The sequence below is a fragment of the Paenibacillus sp. MER 99-2 genome (genome assembly GCF_023714095.1).
Classification (GTDB): Bacteria; Bacillota; Bacilli; order Paenibacillales; family Paenibacillaceae; genus Paenibacillus.
Map to the genome: position 1 here is coordinate 181,137 of NZ_JAMAUZ010000004.1, position 15,215 is coordinate 196,351.

Genomic DNA, 15,215 nt, shown 5'->3' on the forward strand with positions numbered 1-15,215 from the left:
ACAAAGCAACAGGTAAGTTGATGACGGGTATTCATCTTATTGTCAGCCCCTATGAACTGGAAAAGAGATAATGGACAATCGGATAGAACGATGGCAAAATGAAAAATATCCCAGGATGATCTTCGTTCATTCAGGAGTGAAAGGAGAGACGTATGGCATTTCCCTCATGGCTCGACCCGTATGACGCGGAACCCTTTATCTTTTTTTCCAAATCACATCTGTGGGCAATGGCATATATAGCTGTTGGACTCTTACTAGTATATCTATTTCGAAATACATTCATAGCAACGTCGGATCGCACAAGGCGGAACATACGTATTTCTCTAGCTCTGTTCATGTTCGGTTGTGAGATTGTGCTGCAGGCCTGGTACATCTATGGAGGTGTGTGGAGCCTGCAAACCTCGTTACCCCTTGAATTGTGCAGTCTTTCGTTGCTGCTGTCTGGCGTTGTATTATTAACTCGCAGTCGCTTGTTGCATAGTGCGCTGCTCTTTGCTGGTATTGCAGGAGCTCTTATGGCGATTGTGACACCGAATTTGGGATATGGCTATCCGCATTTTCGTTTTATTCAATTTTTTACTGCACATGCCTGTATTATTCTTGCTTTACTCTACATGACTTGGGTTGAGCAGCTTCGTCCAACCTGGCGATCTGTTGTCGCTTCCATGGTATTCGTTAATGTGGCGGCATTGGTTGTATATATAATGGATGTGATCCTTGACGCGAATTATATGTTTCTTCGACACAAGCCTGATACTGCTTCAGTGCTTGATCTGTTAGGACCGTATCCTGTCTATATTATAGGGGAAGAGATTCTTGCTCTGGTGATGTTCTCGCTGATGTATGGTTTATTCTTTGCCATTCCTAACCGAGTAAGAAGCCGGATGAAGAGAGGTAGAGGTACGACAATCTGAGAAGCGGCATGATATATGTATAACATAATCCCGTAGCAACCTGTCACAGGTGCTAGCGGGATTATTAAGTTTGCGATTAGAACAACCTTTTAGCGCGTGTTCAAAAAGGGTGGTTTTCAGTACCGAGAAGATGGGATGAAGATAGAAATGGAGTAGCGGAGCGTAGGCAAACCTACGTGAGCAACGGACATTTCGGCTGAATTCCATCTTCGATGCTGAGATGCTGCTCGCGCATCCTTCGTAATCAAAAGCGAACTTTTTGAACAACCTCTTTTAGCCGCGTAGCAGGGATTCTGCTCCATCGACATAGATGCGCGTACCTGTTACATGGGAAGACTCATCCGAAGCGAGGAAGAGCACCACGTTGGCTACCTGCTTAGAAGTACCGGCTTCATCCTTTAATGGATGCTCATGCCCTTCAGGAAACTCGACAGGAATCTGAACTTCCTTGAGGTCATCGGAGGGATAGGTGTTATCGTCAATATTGGTATCAATGGCTCCCGGACAGACTGCGTTTACACGGATTTTATATTGTGCCAGTTCGAGTGCGGCCATTTTCGTAAATGCGGTTTGACCTGCTTTGCTGGAAGCGTATGCAGAAAAGCCGATATTGGAGAACACCCGATTACCATTGATTGAACTTGTGATGATCATGCTACCGCCACGTTCCTTCATGTGAGGGATCGCATATTTAATCGTTGCAAAGGTACCACGCATATTGATCTCCATGGTCTGATCCCAGTCTTCGATTTCCATCGTTTCGATGGGTGCCATCGATCCATTAATACCTGCATTGGCAAAGACGATATCCAGTTGGCCTGCAGTTTCTGTAACCTGATTGATAGCTTGCTGCACCTGGTCTGGCTTGGATATATCACATTCGATAACGTGTGCTTCACCACCGACGCGTTCAATGGAGCTTTTTGTTTCTTCCGCATTCTCAGGTGTCCGATCGAGCATATACACTTTAGCGCCATGCTCGGCAAACCGGATGGCAGTCGCTTGGCCTATACCTGATCCACCTCCTGTAACAATGGCTACTTTACCTGCTAAACGTTGTTCAGTCATCCTGATCCCTCCGTTTATAATAGAGATGCATATTAAGTATCTTCTCTACTTCTACATACCCGACCCATAGCTGATGAATCAGAAGAGGGAAACGCTTCGGCGCCGTAGCTCGTTATACAGGAATAAGATATGCGATATGAATTTCTCCAAATTAAAAAGACCCGGAACCGCAGTGCGATTCCAAGTCTGTGCGTAGGATTGTAGACCAGTAAAGTCGTAATCGATCTGGCTTAAACGCATCAATGAAAGCAACTTACTTATTTATGCTTCTTCCAGTCGAGAGAACTGTTGTTTAACAAATATTCAAAATCATTATCCCGGCGCTTCTGCTCTGCCTTGCGTGCTTCGTCTGCCTTGATACGCTCTTGTTCTTTGCGTTCAGCTTCTGCGGCTTTGGCTTCATCTGCCTGAGCCTTTAACTTCTCAAGCACATCACTGCTGAGCAGATCCTTCAGGGTTGTTGGTTTATCCTGAGCTGCCTTGGGAGCAGGTGTGTGTTTTTTCGATTTGGCCATCATAAAATCTCCTTTCATGCGGTAAATCAGGTTCCCTGTAATAATCAGTAGTCATAGTATATCAGGTTACCAAGTCCCATTCCATGAATGTGCGGAAGAAAAGCAGGAAATGAATACTCTTGTGACGAATGAAAATGGGTATCAATTCATATGATAATACCGATACTGCGACTATCCCCCTGAGAAAGGAGTCGTTGTTCGTGGAAATGAATCGGAGTTTATTGAAAGGGCTTGCATGGGGCATTGCCTTTAGCTGCCCACTGTGGATTGCCATCATCGGTTGGTTGCGATTGTTAGGTGGGCTTCTTTGAATGAAGCAGCGCAAGAGACGAGTGCATTTAATGATATTATTTATGCAAGCGCTACCAATAGTTAAAGCTCTGCCTTGCGATCTTCGCATAGGACAGAGCTTTTGTTTGTTTATGGCTGAAACACTTCCGAAGGAAACAAACTTCATAAGTATTTACTTCGTTCATCTGAATTCCCTATTGGACGCTGAGATGCTGCCCTATTCGATGGAATTAAGGCATTTTCACCGGTTCTGGAAACTCCAGTCCGTGCGTGTCCACCGTTACTTTTTTCATCACTTGGTTAGTAAGAGGTTTATCTTGGTCATCACGTTCCTGAGCTGCAATCGCGTCAACGACTTCCATACCTTCTGTCACTTTGCCAAACGAAGCGTAGGCGTTATCCAGATGCTCCGCGTCTGCCAGCATAATGAAAAATTGTGATCCCGCTGAATCCAATGCGTTGCTCCGTGCCATAGAGATGACTCCACGTGTGTGCAACAGGGTGTTTTTGTGACCGTTCGATGTAAATTCACCTTTGATGCTATACCCTGGGCCACCTGTACCATTACCGTCTGGGTCGCCACCTTGGATCATGAAGCCTGGAATAACGCGGTGAAAGATCGTGCCGTCGTAGAAGCCTTTGTTCGCGAGTGAAATAAAGTTATTCACCGTATTCGGAGCGACATCCGGGTATAGCTCAATAACGATTTTTTGCCCATCTTCCATTTCAATGGTAGCGACAGGGTTAGGGCCTTCAGGCTCTACTGGAGCCGGTGCAGCACTATTAGTAGGTCGCCCGCAACCGCTAATTACAATAAGCAGTAACGCCATAATCAGCGATGCGGCTATTGATTTTTTTCGACGATTAATCATGAACAAGTTCCCCCTTGGTTCTTCTGCTATCGTAATATTAATTCTCTGATTACGATAAGATAATCCATCAACTATCATACCTGTTTTGTATACTCTATAGCAATCTATGACACCCTTTATTCCTTATAGAGGATGTTCAAAAAGTCCGCTTTTGATTACGCAGGATGCCTAAAGGCATCATCAACGTCGAATATGGAATTCAGCCGAAATGTCCGTTGCTCACGTAGTTTTGCCTACGCTCCGCTACTCCATTTCTATCTTCATCCCATCTTCTCGGTACTGAAAACCGACCTTTTTGAACACGCACTTATAGTGGTTTTCACAAATGTACTTATAGGGATGGTCTTCAATAAAGTATGGGTGTAAAATAAGGAAAATGCTTCCTCAGACAGGGACGTACGGGTCTGTTCCGTTCGCTCCAATACACGGCAGTCCCGGCGTCATTGATGGAAAGGGCGTGCGGGGAATATGAACTTCTCGTGGAAGCGTAATCTGGCGATTTTGTGGATCGGTGTATTTTTTTGCAGTACGGCATACTCTATATCTATTCCGTTCCTCCCGCTGTTTCTGAGCAGCGATCTCGGTGTTCAGAATCATTTGGAGTTGTGGTCAGGCCTTGCATTTGGCATTACCTTTCTGGCGAGTGCGCTGGTGTCTCCGTTCTGGGGATCGCTAGCGGACAAATACGGACGAAAGCCGATGCTGATTCGGTCAGGATACAGCCTTGCGGTATTGTATTTGATTAATTATTTTGTGCAAGATCCATATTCTCTCATTGTGGTGCGTTTGTTCCAAGGGTTGCTGGCTGGCTTCGTTCCGGCAGCAATTGCTCTCGTAGGTACTAATACACCCGAAGAAAAGACAGGCTATGCCCTTGGAGTAATGTCCACGGCAGGGGCTACTGGTGGAATTATTGGACCTTTAATCGGCGGAATCGTCAGTCATTACTATGGTAACCGCAGTGCTTTCTTATTTTCCGCGATTGTTGTCCTGGTCTCGGCACTAATCGCAACGTTCTGGGTAAGGGAAGAGAATTTTAATCGGAATAAACCACGCTCCCATGTGATGGATGATATTCGAGAAGCCAGAGCAAATCGTGTGTTTATTACAGTGCTCGGCATGATGGGCATATGTACTTTCTCGGTTATGATCTTAGAGCCTTTGCTGACGGTATACGTTATGGAGATGGGCATTCAGCCAGATCGAGCCTCGTTAAGCTCAGGCATTATTTTCTCTGCGGTGGGTGTTGCTACAGTTATTATGGCACCTCGATGGGGCAAAATCGGTTCACGAATCGGATTCGGCAAAGTGTTAATCATCGGATTGGTTGGCGGTGCTGTGGGTAATTTGTTGCAATTCTTCACAACAGGTTATATCGGTTTTGGCATACTTCGGTTTGTCTATGGACTGTTCTTCGCAGCGGTCTTCCCGGCGATCAATGCGATGATTGTACAAGTGACGGATTCGAGCTTTCGGGGCAGAGCGTTCAGCCTCAATCAGTCTGCTGCTCAGATTGGCACAATGGCGGGACCGATCATTGGGGGTATTCTCGGTGGCTGGCTACCGATTCGCTGGATCTTTATCATTAATGGTGTCGCGTTGTTAATGACCGCCATCGTTGCTAAGTGGTCTGGTCTGGAACATAAGCTGGCAGGTGCGAGTCAAGCTCCAACGAAAAGTAAAACGTAATGTTGCTGTAAGAGACAGAATGAGTGATGACAAAGGGGGCACTGCATGCGGGATGTAGTTCCCCTTTGTTTCTCATCAACAGGGCAGATGTTCATTCATCTTGCTTGCTGTACGTCAAGAAACCTCTTCCAATGAAAGAAGAGGTTTCAACTATAATAAGATACTTTTATTTGTATAACATTAGCTATCAATTAGAAGCATCCTTCGAATTTGCTCTTTCTTTAGGAATGGCATGCTCCACTGCATCACGCTGTTCTTCATCCTCAAGTGCATCTGGGAATGAGTCTTCCGTGAACAGTCCGAAGTCTGGATCAATATCTCGTTCCGTAACCAGATTATCCGGTTCTGATTTAGTTCGAGTGTGCTCGTCCTTCATGAGTCTCAGCCTCCTTCAATTCAGATATGAAGCTCAGTTGCGCAAGAGGATCAATCATTGCTTGCAATTATCGCCCTGGGAGGATATCATCCTGAGGTTTGGCATTTGCTCCAAAGCCATTCAACAAGTCTGTGCCATGAAGTGCATCTGGATCAGGTGCAGCTGGGTCGACAGGGCTATCCGGCTGAACAAGGTCAGCATCTGGAACGGATTCCAGCGAAGGTTCTGCTGTTCTGGACTCCAGTTCTGGCTCCCCATCCGCCGTTGCAGCTACGGGATATGCTTCTGAATCTTCTTCTATTTCGATCCGCCTGCCGGAAACTTCATCAAATGTATCCATGTCTCCGACAGGAACCTCAGTCTCTGGCGGAATATCCCGTGACCTTTGATAACGATCGAAGTAACGGTCGCTTTCTCCATTGCTAATTGGTTTATCTGACATGCCTAGCAACTCCCTTCAGTCCTATTTATTCATTTAAGTTTGGAACGTAATCTGTGATCGTGTGTGTGAAGTCATCTTACTTCGTAGTTACCCAAAGGGTCGGTATTGTAATCTTACTCGCACACCTATATTGTCCCCCTTAGGCTCTTTGAGTATGAATGAGTAATTTAGAATTTAGGAAATACATATTTGACCAGAAAGTACAGAAAACCGAAGAAAATTAGAACATATGCTGCATATTTAATAAATGTGGCTGCAACCATACTAGAATCTGATTTTTGCTGGATATCTTTGTGCTCAACCTCAACCGTTTTATGTGGCTCATTCATTCGAATCATCTCCTCATGGATGTTTGGTTTACTTTGAGGAACCATTACACCAGGGAGGTCGGATTGAATCGCAAGTGCCGTTTTTACAGCATTTCTTGATTTGACTATGGTATGATGGAGTATGAACACATAGGAGGGATACCCCTTGGAATGGTACACACTTGGTCATATGATTACGCGTATTCGCATTGGACAAAAGGCTTCTACACCAGGATTATCCCGTACGGTGATTCGTCGCCCGGATGGTTTGTTCTGGGTTGGAGGAATATGGGCTGGACAAGTCGTGCAGCTGAGAGATTTTTTGTTCTCGGACATTTGGACCATATACGAGGATGAGGATACGGAGCAGTGGTTAGCGTTTCGAGACTCGTATGAACGCAAGGAACGAGAGATGATAGTGAACCAGTTTGAAGATTTGCGAGACTAGAATAGCGGTTTTAATTGATTTCTTAACAGTTAATTGGAAAAAAATATAAACTTAAACTAAAATGTGATTTTTCATTTAAATTTAGAAGGTGACACGTGAAACCTTGGCGAAAATAGATGGTAGAGTTAACGGGGACAAGGTAACGGAGAAAATAAGAACTTTGAGGTGCTGTGAATGAAAAATGTGCCCAAAGCTATCATCGTCTTATGGATTGGTTTATTGTTTCTCCTGTACTGGCCTTTAGAGGTTCGTGCCGCGGCTATACAAGAGAACGAGGAACCTGTTCCGATCATGACGTGGGAAGTCAAGTGGGGGAATATACACGATCGGGGATTTATAAGTGAAGCGAAGCATCAGGATGAAGTGTGGGAACGGCAAGGGGTAGAAAAATTAGAGAATAGTATGATTAATCCGCCTGCCGGATCACTTTGGACTCGTTTGACCATTCCTTCGATACAAGAGGATTATTATGCAATTCGGTTCGAGAATATCAAAGGTCAGCATATTGTCATTTACTTGGAAGACCAGAAGGTATACGAGAACTATCATTATAATTACGATAGCAATGCAGTGTTATTGCCGTTGAAGATGGAGAATTCTAATCAGCAGCTGTATGTGTGGGCCGAGAATACGGACGGTCGAATGGGTATTTATGGAACGGTAGAGGTAGGGCCATACAGCATCCTGCAGGAAGAGTTCATGCGCAGCGGCTTATTGGATGTGATATTGGGGGCAACGTTCCTATTCACAGCCCTTGCAATGTTAAGCTGTAACTTCTTTCTCGGCAAATTTTATACCGGATTATGGACTTCATTAGTCATTGTCATAAGCTCTGTAGGCATCATGATTATTACGTACTCGCCATTTCTGTACACGTTCTACAAGGTACATGGGGATTTGTATTCCGTCTTATTTGATCTGTCTATGTTAGCAGGCATGCCTGCATTATGTTATTTCTTTGAACAAGTTACTGGAAGTGGGCCTTATCGAATCTTCACCAAACTACGCAAATTTCAACTCATGTACTCTATGGTTGCGATCCTGGCGTTAATTCTATATTTTGTTTCTAGCGGTGAATGGGATCTGTTCTATGTGCTGTTGGTTCAAAAGGGAAGCGGCATAATTCTCGTCATTTTATTAACTTTATTAATGATTGGTACAGTTGCCAAGGCGCTTCAGCGAAATCGGGAAGGGATATTACTTGCGGCAGGTTATGGGACATTTGCGCTGGTCAGCATTGCAGAATTAGTATTCTATTATCAACGTAATGGGATGTATCAGCTGTTCTGGTGGAAGTGGGCCATCGTTGTATTCATCGTATCGCTTATTGCGATTCTCGGTAATCGATTCGCGGAGAAACATGCAGAAGTCATTGAATATTCCAGGGAATTGGAGTTGTTTAATAACGAATTGCAGCGCTCTGAGAAGATGGAGATTATTAGTGAACTCGCTGCTTCTGTGGCTCACGAGGTTCGGAATCCGCTACAGGTTACGAGAGGGTTTCTACAGCTCATGACAGAGCAGGAGGATAATAAAAACAAAGGTTATGTGCGAATTGCACTGGAAGAGCTTGATCGGGCATCAGGGATCATAACGGACTTTCTCACATTTGCCAAACCGGAGTTTGATCATATCATCTCTCTGAATATTGCAGATGAATTCAATCATATTGAAGGCATTCTCGTGCCGATGGCTAATCTGGAGGGTGGTAAGATTACAACAGATATTCCTCCAGATTTATGGATTAGAGGCAATTCTTCTAAATTCAAACAAGCCTTTATTAATATTATTAAAAATAGCATTGAGGCTCTGCAAGGAAGCGGTCAGATTGATATTTGGGCATATGCTCAGGATGGCACCGTCAAAGTTCACGTGCGGGATAACGGGGAGGGAATGGACGAGGAAGCATTAGTTCGTCTTGGAGAACCTTACTTCTCGAATAAAATCAAAGGCACGGGGCTTGGCATGATGGTGACATTCAGAATCGTGGAAGCCATGCATGGTGAAATTATGTTTACAAGCACCAAAGGGGTAGGAACAGAAGCCGTTGTAACTTTTGCCGAGTTCGTCGAGTGACGAACCGGTAGAAGGATGCAGCGGCTCTTTTGGCTGTAGTTTTTTATCTGGTCATGCAAACATTTATCGAATGATGCAAAATCTTGGAATAAAAAAGCAAGGATTAGGTTCACACTAGAGAAAACGAACCTTGATATAGGAAAGGCGGTACAGAAATGAATTTCAGATGGAAAACATGGTTGGCTAGCGGGATCTTAGCTATATTCGTAGTAGCCTCCAATGGAAATATGGTGTCTGCTCACACGTTCTCCGAACAGAATAGCACGCCGAAGGAGGACTCATCCTCCACGTCTACCGAGAATAAACTCCCTTGCATTCAAGCAGGACATGGGCTGTTTATGATTGGCGAGACAGCAGATCTACTGGGGATTGGCCTTCGAGACCTGAAGGAGCAGATGGAGCTTGGCAAAACGTTGTCTCAGATTGCAAAGGAAAGAAAAGGTCTAAGCGAGGAGCAGTTGCTTCAGAAGTTGAAGCCTTCTCTTACGAAACGCTTGGATCAAGCAACAGCCGATGGCTGTTTGACAAAGGAACAAGCCGCTGCTGCCAAGGCAAGTATGGATGAGAAGTTGAAGAAGGTTATCAACACGCCACTGAGGGAGTTACGACGGGAATTCGCAGGTCATGGAAGAAAACATGCTGCACTGAATCAGAAGACAATTGCGAAGTTTATCGGCATTACTCCGGATCAGCTTGAAGAGCAGCTACGGCAGGGAAAGTCACTCGCCCAGATTGCCGAAGCTCATGGCATTAGTGAAACACAACTGATCAACAAGATGAAAGAGGAATTGACGGGTGATCTGAAACGTTTGGTTCATCGAAAAGGAGGAGCACATGCTGCTCCCCATAAGCATGCCCCGGGACATCCGGCTGCCACTGAACCAGAATAAGAATGATCTCAAGAGATAGATCAGGGCATCCATGTTATTCAATGGATGCCCTAATCAATGTATAATCAAGTTTTTATAAGACTAACATTCCATAAAGCATCTGAAATATGAACATCATTGGCGAGTTACCGAACGTCATGTTCAGCTAACGCTTGCTGCTTAGTTGATAGGGTTGTGCTGTATCCTGCTTTTTGCTTCGAAAATGATTCGTCATTGCTACGCACAGTTGAATTGGGACGTTTCCGCCGTTGCAATCCAACGGTAAACCGGGAGCCGGGCAACTTGGATAGACCCCAGCTGATCGCAAGTGAGATCGACACGGTCACCAGGAAGGAAAGCAGCGTGACAGGTAAATGCCAGCCAGTTAGCAACAATGGTCTAGTCATATAGGCAATGCAATAGATAATTAAGGCGTGTACCAAGTATCCGCCGAACGAATAACGGCCAATCCACGTAAAGAGCCGCTGGAAGCGGGTATTTTTGTTACGTAGCAACACAAGAAATCCATATAACATAAGCATCTGCGCCATAATAATGACAAACGTTGTTGGCTTCAGATAGGTGGAAATATTCAGATTCACAACATCCCTAGAACCTCTAAGCACATCGTAACCAAGCCAGATATACATACCGATGAAGAGACATACCAACCAAGGTAACGCCCGCACCGTCCACTGCCTCCAATGTTCTATGCCCCAGGCGCATACAGCTCCAAGTAAGAAATAAAACCAATACATCACCCAGGAGAAGGAACGGTACTCCAGCAACGTTGACCAAGGCGGAGAGAGAGTCGCCGTCCAGCCTGCCATATCATAATAGGACCATTTCATCAGCCATGTGTATAATGCTGCCGCAATCAGAACAAGTGCGATAATAGATTGTGTTCCCGTCAATCTAGTCATTTTACCAATCTTCCTCTGTACGAACTGAGCACCTCGAAGGAACAGTGGGAACAATACGTAGAACTGGAACACCATAAGCACAAACCAGAGATGGTATCCCGTCTGAGGAATGAACAGCTCATGGATGAAGCTTCGCACATCAAGTGTACCTGATTGCCAGAATTCAGGCGTGAAGATACGGATGGCGAGCCAATAAATGAGGGTCCACAGCACAAAGGGCACATAAATATCCCCAAACCGTTTACGGATAAAACGTGGGTAGTCGGGCTTCTTATGACTGTGATGATAAAATAACAGCACGCCAGACAGAAATACAAATGTAGGTGTACCAAAACGAGTCAAATGATAAATCATCGTTAACATAATGGAGTCCGGCTGTGCAATATCTGCGCGATAGATATATTCCGCTATATTGTGTTGCATGACGATGGCAAGAAACGCCATACCTCGTAGCTGTGTCCATTCTTCAATACGCGGTTTGCTCATATGTCATCGCCTCCTTACCACTAAACATTCACCTCTAAGGGTACCTTTTGAACATTAAGAGGGCATTAAATGGCGAGAATTGGATAAAAAAAAGATGGCAGATCGCCACCTTAACGGAATGTGTATGCTAATTGAGTTCTTTATCTTGCTCTGGATTCGCTGCATTATCCGCTGTCGTTTCTGCATCTTGTGCGAATAGGTCTTGAATATAGGTTTGGAGCTTACCTTCATTCACACCAAGTACCTGAGCGGAGCCTACAAGCTCATTCGTCAGCAATTTATTTGGAGGAATCTGCTGTTTGTCAATTTCATTGGCATTGATGTCGAAGCCGAGTGCTGCCAGTTTGAGCATCTGGGTTGGACTGAGATCTGTCTCGATATAAGGAGCGACCGCTTCCAGAATGTCTGGCATCTTGAAGAGTGAAGTAGTGCTCTGCATCTTCTTGGCAAGCTCCGTCATGAAGATCCGCTGACGCTCTGTTCGAGTGAAATCGGAGGTTGCGTCATGTCTGAAACGGACATATTGGAGGGCTGTTTTCCCATCCATATGCTGTAATCCTTTTTTTAAGTCGATGTCATACATATGCTTGTCTGCTTTGCTGGTATAATACATGTCTTTCTCCACGTCGATATCCAGACCGCCGACTGCGTCTACAAGAGCCATAAAGCCAGTGAAATCCGTGTAAACGTAATGCTGAATCGGAATGCCGAGCAAGTTGCTGACCGTCTCCTTCGTCAGTTCGGCACCCCCGTATGAGAAGGCGGCATTTAATCTGCTTTTGCCATGTCCAGGAATGCTGACGTAGGTGTCCCGCAGAACAGAGAAGAGATGCGCCTTCTTCGTGACAGGATCGATCGAAGCGATCATAACCGAGTCTGAACGCCCCGCGTCATCTCCTCTGGAGTCTCCCCCGAGTAACAAGATGTTGACGCGTTCTTTGCCATCCCATTTGGGAATCGTTGTGGTTGGTGTTTCGTTCGTTTCTGTGTCGGATGAGGATTCGGATGAAGAGCCTGCTGCTGTCGAGATACTATTAGCAAAATGTACGATGGAATATCCGTAGTATACAATGACGCCTGTAACCATGAGCGCCAAGGTCAGGGCTGTCCCCCATAACCATTTCTTGTGCATAATCTTCACCTTTCTTAACATTTGTATCATAACCCAACTCATTTTAACAAAAAGTAAGGCAAATGTCCTGTTTGATTTCGAAAGTTCGGTTGAATTGCAGTTTGTTTGACAAATAGTTAGTGTATATTTAATATGTAAAAAATAATCTAGGTTTATGTAATGGGGGTATTAAGCTTCGAATATGAATCAATCTATTTTTAACTGGATTAATCAGTTCGCGGATCGCATTCCGCTGCTTGACTGGTTTATGATTACCTCGGCTGAGTATGCCGTATGGGTCATGATTGCTCTGCTTGTTCTGGTATGGTTTGTTGGGGATGCCGACAAGCAGCGCATCGTGTTCTATGCGTGCGTGTCTTCTATAGTGGCACTTGTGTTAGCAAAATGGGGCATTTCACCTGTCGTAGGCCATCCTAGGCCTTTTATGGAAGGTGCTGTGAACCAGCTCGTTCCGCATGTGCCTGATCCGTCTTTTCCAAGTAAGCATGCATCCTTTGTATTTGCGCTTGCTGCGGCATCATTTTTCATTGCACGGCGCTTCGGATATTGGATGTTATTACTCGCTGTGCTAACAGGTGTATCACGCGTCTATGTTGGAGTGCATTACCCAGGAGATATTGTAGGTGGATTCATTCTGGGAAGTCTGGTCAGTGTAATACTGATTGTAACACGTCAATATACGAAGTCGGTTCCTGACTTTTTCATTCAGATTCATCGACGTATTTTTCGCTAATTCATCCGTTTAAGAAATTTACTTCAACTATAGTAAAAGCAATAATAATAAGAGCCTCATTTTTTGGCGTTGCCAGGAAAATGAGGTTTTTTGAGCTGTGAATTTTCAAACATATTCTGAGCATTCTCTAAAACGATTGTAAATTTTTCATTGTTAAATGAAATTTGTGAAAGTTGGATGGCATATATCTACAATTTACGACGAAATCTGTCGATATAGTATTGATATGTACAATGCTAAGGAGTGGGAACGATGAAGAACACGTGGGGAAACGTGGCGGGGAAATTCAGGTTAACGATTCGTATGAAATTATTACTTGGTTTTGCAATCGTGGTGGCATTGCTTGCCTTTGTAAGTGTCTATTCGGCGATGCAGATCAAGGATATGTCGAACAAGGCAAATGCCATTGATGAGACATGGATGCCTAGTGTAAGTCTCCTAGGTATGATGAATGGTGATGTATCCGATGTGGAGCGCCTTGCTCTGGCGGTGATTGTGGAAACGAGCCAAGAGGAGATTACCAAGCTCAATGAATCTATGCAGTTTCTCTTAAACAAGATCGAGGGTGAGCGTAAACAGCTGGTTGAGCTGATTGGTAACAATGAAGAAGCCATGAAGCTATACAATGAGAGCTTTAGTCCAAACTACGATGGCTATTTGGAAAAGATGCCTGCATTCATTGAGTTCGGCAAAGATAACAATTATGGTGAGGCAAGTAGACTTCATAGTGAAGCATACCCGCTATGGTACACAGCCAATGACACGATTGCCAAGTTAATTGATATCGGCAATACAGGATCAGACGCTGCTACGAATTCATCGGTTGAATCGGCCGAAAGAGCCTTCTTGGTTATTGTGGTGCTGAGTATTACAGCTATATTGCTCGCATTGTTTATTGCATTCTTTATCTCGATTATCATCTCCAGACCAATTCAAAAAATGAATGCAGCAGCGATGCTTATTGCGAACGGAGATCTGACAGGAGAGAGAATTGTTCTTAAGAACAAGGATGAGCTGGGAACACTTGCAGAATCCTTCAACGTCATGACAGGTAATTTGCGCAATATGATTCAATCTGTATCTATGACATCACAGCAGGTAGCAGCTTCATCGGAAGAATTGCTGGCTAGTGCGGAGCAAAATACAAGTGCGTCCAAACAAATCTCGGAAACGGTGGAAGAGCTGGCGGTAGGTACATCCGATCAGGTAAGCATCGTTAAGCGTTCCTCCCAGGCGATGAGCGAGATGGCACTTGGTTCAGAACAAATTGCAGAGCTTGCTCAAAGTGTATCTGTATCGGCCGTTGATGCAGCTAATCAGTCTTCTGAAGGAAACATGATCATCAAACAGGCTGTAGAACAAATGGGTTCTGTACGTAATTCCATTGCCTCCTTATCGTCACTCGTTACAGGATTGGGAGAGCGTTCTACAGAGATTGGTAATATCACAGAGGTTATCAACAATATTGCTCGTCAAACGAACCTGCTTGCATTGAATGCAGCGATTGAAGCAGCTCGTGCAGGTGAGCATGGCAAAGGCTTCGCTGTCGTTGCTGGTGAAGTGCGTAAGCTGGCAGAGGAATCTTCGATCTCTGCACAGCGAATTACTGACCTGGTGCAATTGATTCAAAATGATACAGGACATGCGGTAGAAGCAGTGAAAGTGAACAGCAGCGAAACCGAAGCTGGAATCGAGATGGTAACTGCAGCAGGCCAAGCCTTCGAACAGATCTCAGATGCGGTGAACAAGGTAGCGGGTGAGATTCAGGAAGTATCCGCAGGCTCGGAAGAAATGTCAGCGAGTACGAATGAAGTCGTGGGATATGTAGACCAAATCTCCAACATTGCTGAGGAAGCTGCGGGTGGAGCACATAACGTATCTGCCGCAACGGAGGAGCAGTTAGCTTCCATGGAAGAGATTGCATCATCAGCGAGTTCATTGTCCCAAATGGCAGAGGAACTCCAAGAACAGATCAATAAATTCAAGGTATAGTCTACGCCAACATTTCGCTGCTTATTGGAAGGAGCATTGCGATAATGTAGTGGGCTTACAGTAATGCTAAGTATGTTAGAA

15 protein-coding genes are annotated in these 15,215 nt (G+C 44.8%); 7 read left to right on the forward strand and 8 right to left on the reverse strand.

Features of this window, described 5'->3' with window-relative positions; all coding sequences use genetic code 11:
- Positions 1-152: 152 nt before the first annotated feature.
- The gene (locus tag M3636_RS19315) at positions 153-914 is read left to right on the forward strand and encodes a YwaF family protein (protein WP_251383659.1); all 762 of its coding nucleotides are present in this window, start codon (positions 153-155) and stop codon (positions 912-914) included.
- Between the two features lie 273 nt (positions 915-1,187).
- On the opposite strand, the gene M3636_RS19320 is transcribed toward M3636_RS19315, so the two are convergent.
- From M3636_RS19320 to M3636_RS19330, 3 genes are all read right to left on the reverse strand, one after another.
- Positions 1,188-1,982, reverse strand: a complete 795-nt coding sequence (locus M3636_RS19320) for an SDR family oxidoreductase (RefSeq protein ID WP_251383660.1) — start codon at positions 1,980-1,982, stop codon at positions 1,188-1,190.
- 257 nt (positions 1,983-2,239) lie between these two features.
- On the reverse strand, positions 2,240-2,497 hold the full coding sequence (locus M3636_RS19325) for a YqkE family protein (protein ID WP_128104333.1): 258 nt from the start codon (positions 2,495-2,497) through the stop codon (positions 2,240-2,242).
- Positions 2,498-3,018: 521 nt separating this feature from the next.
- Entirely contained in the window at positions 3,019-3,660 is a 642-nt protein-coding gene (locus M3636_RS19330; protein WP_145407305.1) for a peptidylprolyl isomerase, read from the reverse strand.
- Positions 3,661-4,128: 468 nt separating this feature from the next.
- Here M3636_RS19330 and M3636_RS19335 point away from each other — a divergent pair, with 468 nt between their 5' ends.
- Positions 4,129-5,349: an MFS transporter gene (locus tag M3636_RS19335; protein WP_251383661.1), complete on the forward strand. Its 1,221-nt coding sequence runs from the start codon at positions 4,129-4,131 to the stop codon at positions 5,347-5,349.
- A 187-nt stretch (positions 5,350-5,536) separates the two neighbouring features.
- On the opposite strand, the gene M3636_RS19340 is transcribed toward M3636_RS19335, so the two are convergent.
- The 3 genes from M3636_RS19340 to M3636_RS19350 all read right to left on the reverse strand — a co-directional run bounded on the left by M3636_RS19340 (position 5,537) and on the right by M3636_RS19350 (position 6,496).
- Positions 5,537-5,725 carry a hypothetical protein gene (locus tag M3636_RS19340; RefSeq protein ID WP_251383662.1) on the reverse strand — a complete coding sequence of 63 codons (189 nt, stop codon included), beginning with the start codon at positions 5,723-5,725 and terminating at the stop codon, positions 5,537-5,539.
- Between the two features lie 67 nt (positions 5,726-5,792).
- A complete protein-coding gene (locus M3636_RS19345) occupies positions 5,793-6,167 on the reverse strand; it encodes a hypothetical protein (protein ID WP_251383663.1) in 375 nt (124 codons plus the stop codon).
- Positions 6,168-6,334: 167 nt separating this feature from the next.
- Positions 6,335-6,496: a hypothetical protein gene (locus M3636_RS19350; protein ID WP_186323339.1), complete on the reverse strand. Its 162-nt coding sequence runs from the start codon at positions 6,494-6,496 to the stop codon at positions 6,335-6,337.
- Positions 6,497-6,641: 145 nt separating this feature from the next.
- Between M3636_RS19350 and M3636_RS19355 the strand changes: the two genes are divergently transcribed.
- The 3 genes from M3636_RS19355 (at position 6,642) to M3636_RS19365 (ending at position 9,889) form a co-directional block, all read left to right on the forward strand.
- Positions 6,642-6,923: a hypothetical protein gene (locus tag M3636_RS19355; protein ID WP_251383664.1), complete on the forward strand. Its 282-nt coding sequence runs from the start codon at positions 6,642-6,644 to the stop codon at positions 6,921-6,923.
- Between the two features lie 174 nt (positions 6,924-7,097).
- Positions 7,098-8,999 carry a sensor histidine kinase gene (locus tag M3636_RS19360; RefSeq protein WP_251383665.1) on the forward strand — a complete coding sequence of 634 codons (1,902 nt, stop codon included), beginning with the start codon at positions 7,098-7,100 and terminating at the stop codon, positions 8,997-8,999.
- Between the two features lie 155 nt (positions 9,000-9,154).
- A complete protein-coding gene (locus M3636_RS19365; protein ID WP_128100617.1) occupies positions 9,155-9,889 on the forward strand; it encodes a hypothetical protein in 735 nt (244 codons plus the stop codon).
- 125 nt (positions 9,890-10,014) lie between these two features.
- Here M3636_RS19365 and M3636_RS19370 read toward each other — a convergent pair whose 3' ends face one another.
- The gene (locus M3636_RS19370) at positions 10,015-11,277 is read right to left on the reverse strand and encodes an acyltransferase (protein WP_251383666.1); all 1,263 of its coding nucleotides are present in this window, start codon (positions 11,275-11,277) and stop codon (positions 10,015-10,017) included.
- Positions 11,278-11,404: 127 nt separating this feature from the next.
- Entirely contained in the window at positions 11,405-12,409 is a 1,005-nt protein-coding gene (locus tag M3636_RS19375; protein ID WP_251383667.1) for an LCP family protein, read from the reverse strand.
- A gap of 181 nt (positions 12,410-12,590) precedes the next feature.
- Here M3636_RS19375 and M3636_RS19380 point away from each other — a divergent pair, with 181 nt between their 5' ends.
- Complete coding sequence (locus tag M3636_RS19380) at positions 12,591-13,142, forward strand: undecaprenyl-diphosphatase (RefSeq protein ID WP_251383668.1); 552 nt, start codon at positions 12,591-12,593, stop codon at positions 13,140-13,142.
- Between the two features lie 252 nt (positions 13,143-13,394).
- Positions 13,395-15,134 carry a methyl-accepting chemotaxis protein gene (locus M3636_RS19385; protein ID WP_251383669.1) on the forward strand — a complete coding sequence of 580 codons (1,740 nt, stop codon included), beginning with the start codon at positions 13,395-13,397 and terminating at the stop codon, positions 15,132-15,134.
- Positions 15,135-15,215: the final 81 nt, after the last annotated feature.

Excerpts from the sequence above, each read along its gene's own strand:
- M3636_RS19375 (WP_251383667.1), bottom strand. The coding sequence starts at position 12,409 with ATGCACAAGAAATGGTTATGGGGGACAGCCCTGACCTTGGCGCTCATG.
- M3636_RS19330 (WP_145407305.1), bottom strand. The coding sequence starts at position 3,660 with ATGATTAATCGTCGAAAAAAATCAATAGCCGCATCGCTGATTATGGCG.
- M3636_RS19315 (WP_251383659.1), top strand. The coding sequence starts at position 153 with ATGGCATTTCCCTCATGGCTCGACCCGTATGACGCGGAACCCTTTATC.
- M3636_RS19320 (WP_251383660.1), bottom strand. The coding sequence starts at position 1,982 with ATGACTGAACAACGTTTAGCAGGTAAAGTAGCCATTGTTACAGGAGGT.
- M3636_RS19385 (WP_251383669.1), top strand. The coding sequence starts at position 13,395 with ATGAAGAACACGTGGGGAAACGTGGCGGGGAAATTCAGGTTAACGATT.
- M3636_RS19360 (WP_251383665.1), top strand. The coding sequence starts at position 7,098 with ATGAAAAATGTGCCCAAAGCTATCATCGTCTTATGGATTGGTTTATTG.
- M3636_RS19335 (WP_251383661.1), top strand. The coding sequence starts at position 4,129 with ATGAACTTCTCGTGGAAGCGTAATCTGGCGATTTTGTGGATCGGTGTA.
- M3636_RS19350 (WP_186323339.1), bottom strand. The coding sequence starts at position 6,496 with ATGAATGAGCCACATAAAACGGTTGAGGTTGAGCACAAAGATATCCAG.
- M3636_RS19380 (WP_251383668.1), top strand. The coding sequence starts at position 12,591 with ATGAATCAATCTATTTTTAACTGGATTAATCAGTTCGCGGATCGCATT.
- M3636_RS19340 (WP_251383662.1), bottom strand. The coding sequence starts at position 5,725 with ATGAAGGACGAGCACACTCGAACTAAATCAGAACCGGATAATCTGGTT.
- M3636_RS19345 (WP_251383663.1), bottom strand. The coding sequence starts at position 6,167 with ATGTCAGATAAACCAATTAGCAATGGAGAAAGCGACCGTTACTTCGAT.
- M3636_RS19325 (WP_128104333.1), bottom strand. The coding sequence starts at position 2,497 with ATGGCCAAATCGAAAAAACACACACCTGCTCCCAAGGCAGCTCAGGAT.
- M3636_RS19365 (WP_128100617.1), top strand. The coding sequence starts at position 9,155 with ATGAATTTCAGATGGAAAACATGGTTGGCTAGCGGGATCTTAGCTATA.
- M3636_RS19370 (WP_251383666.1), bottom strand. The coding sequence starts at position 11,277 with ATGAGCAAACCGCGTATTGAAGAATGGACACAGCTACGAGGTATGGCG.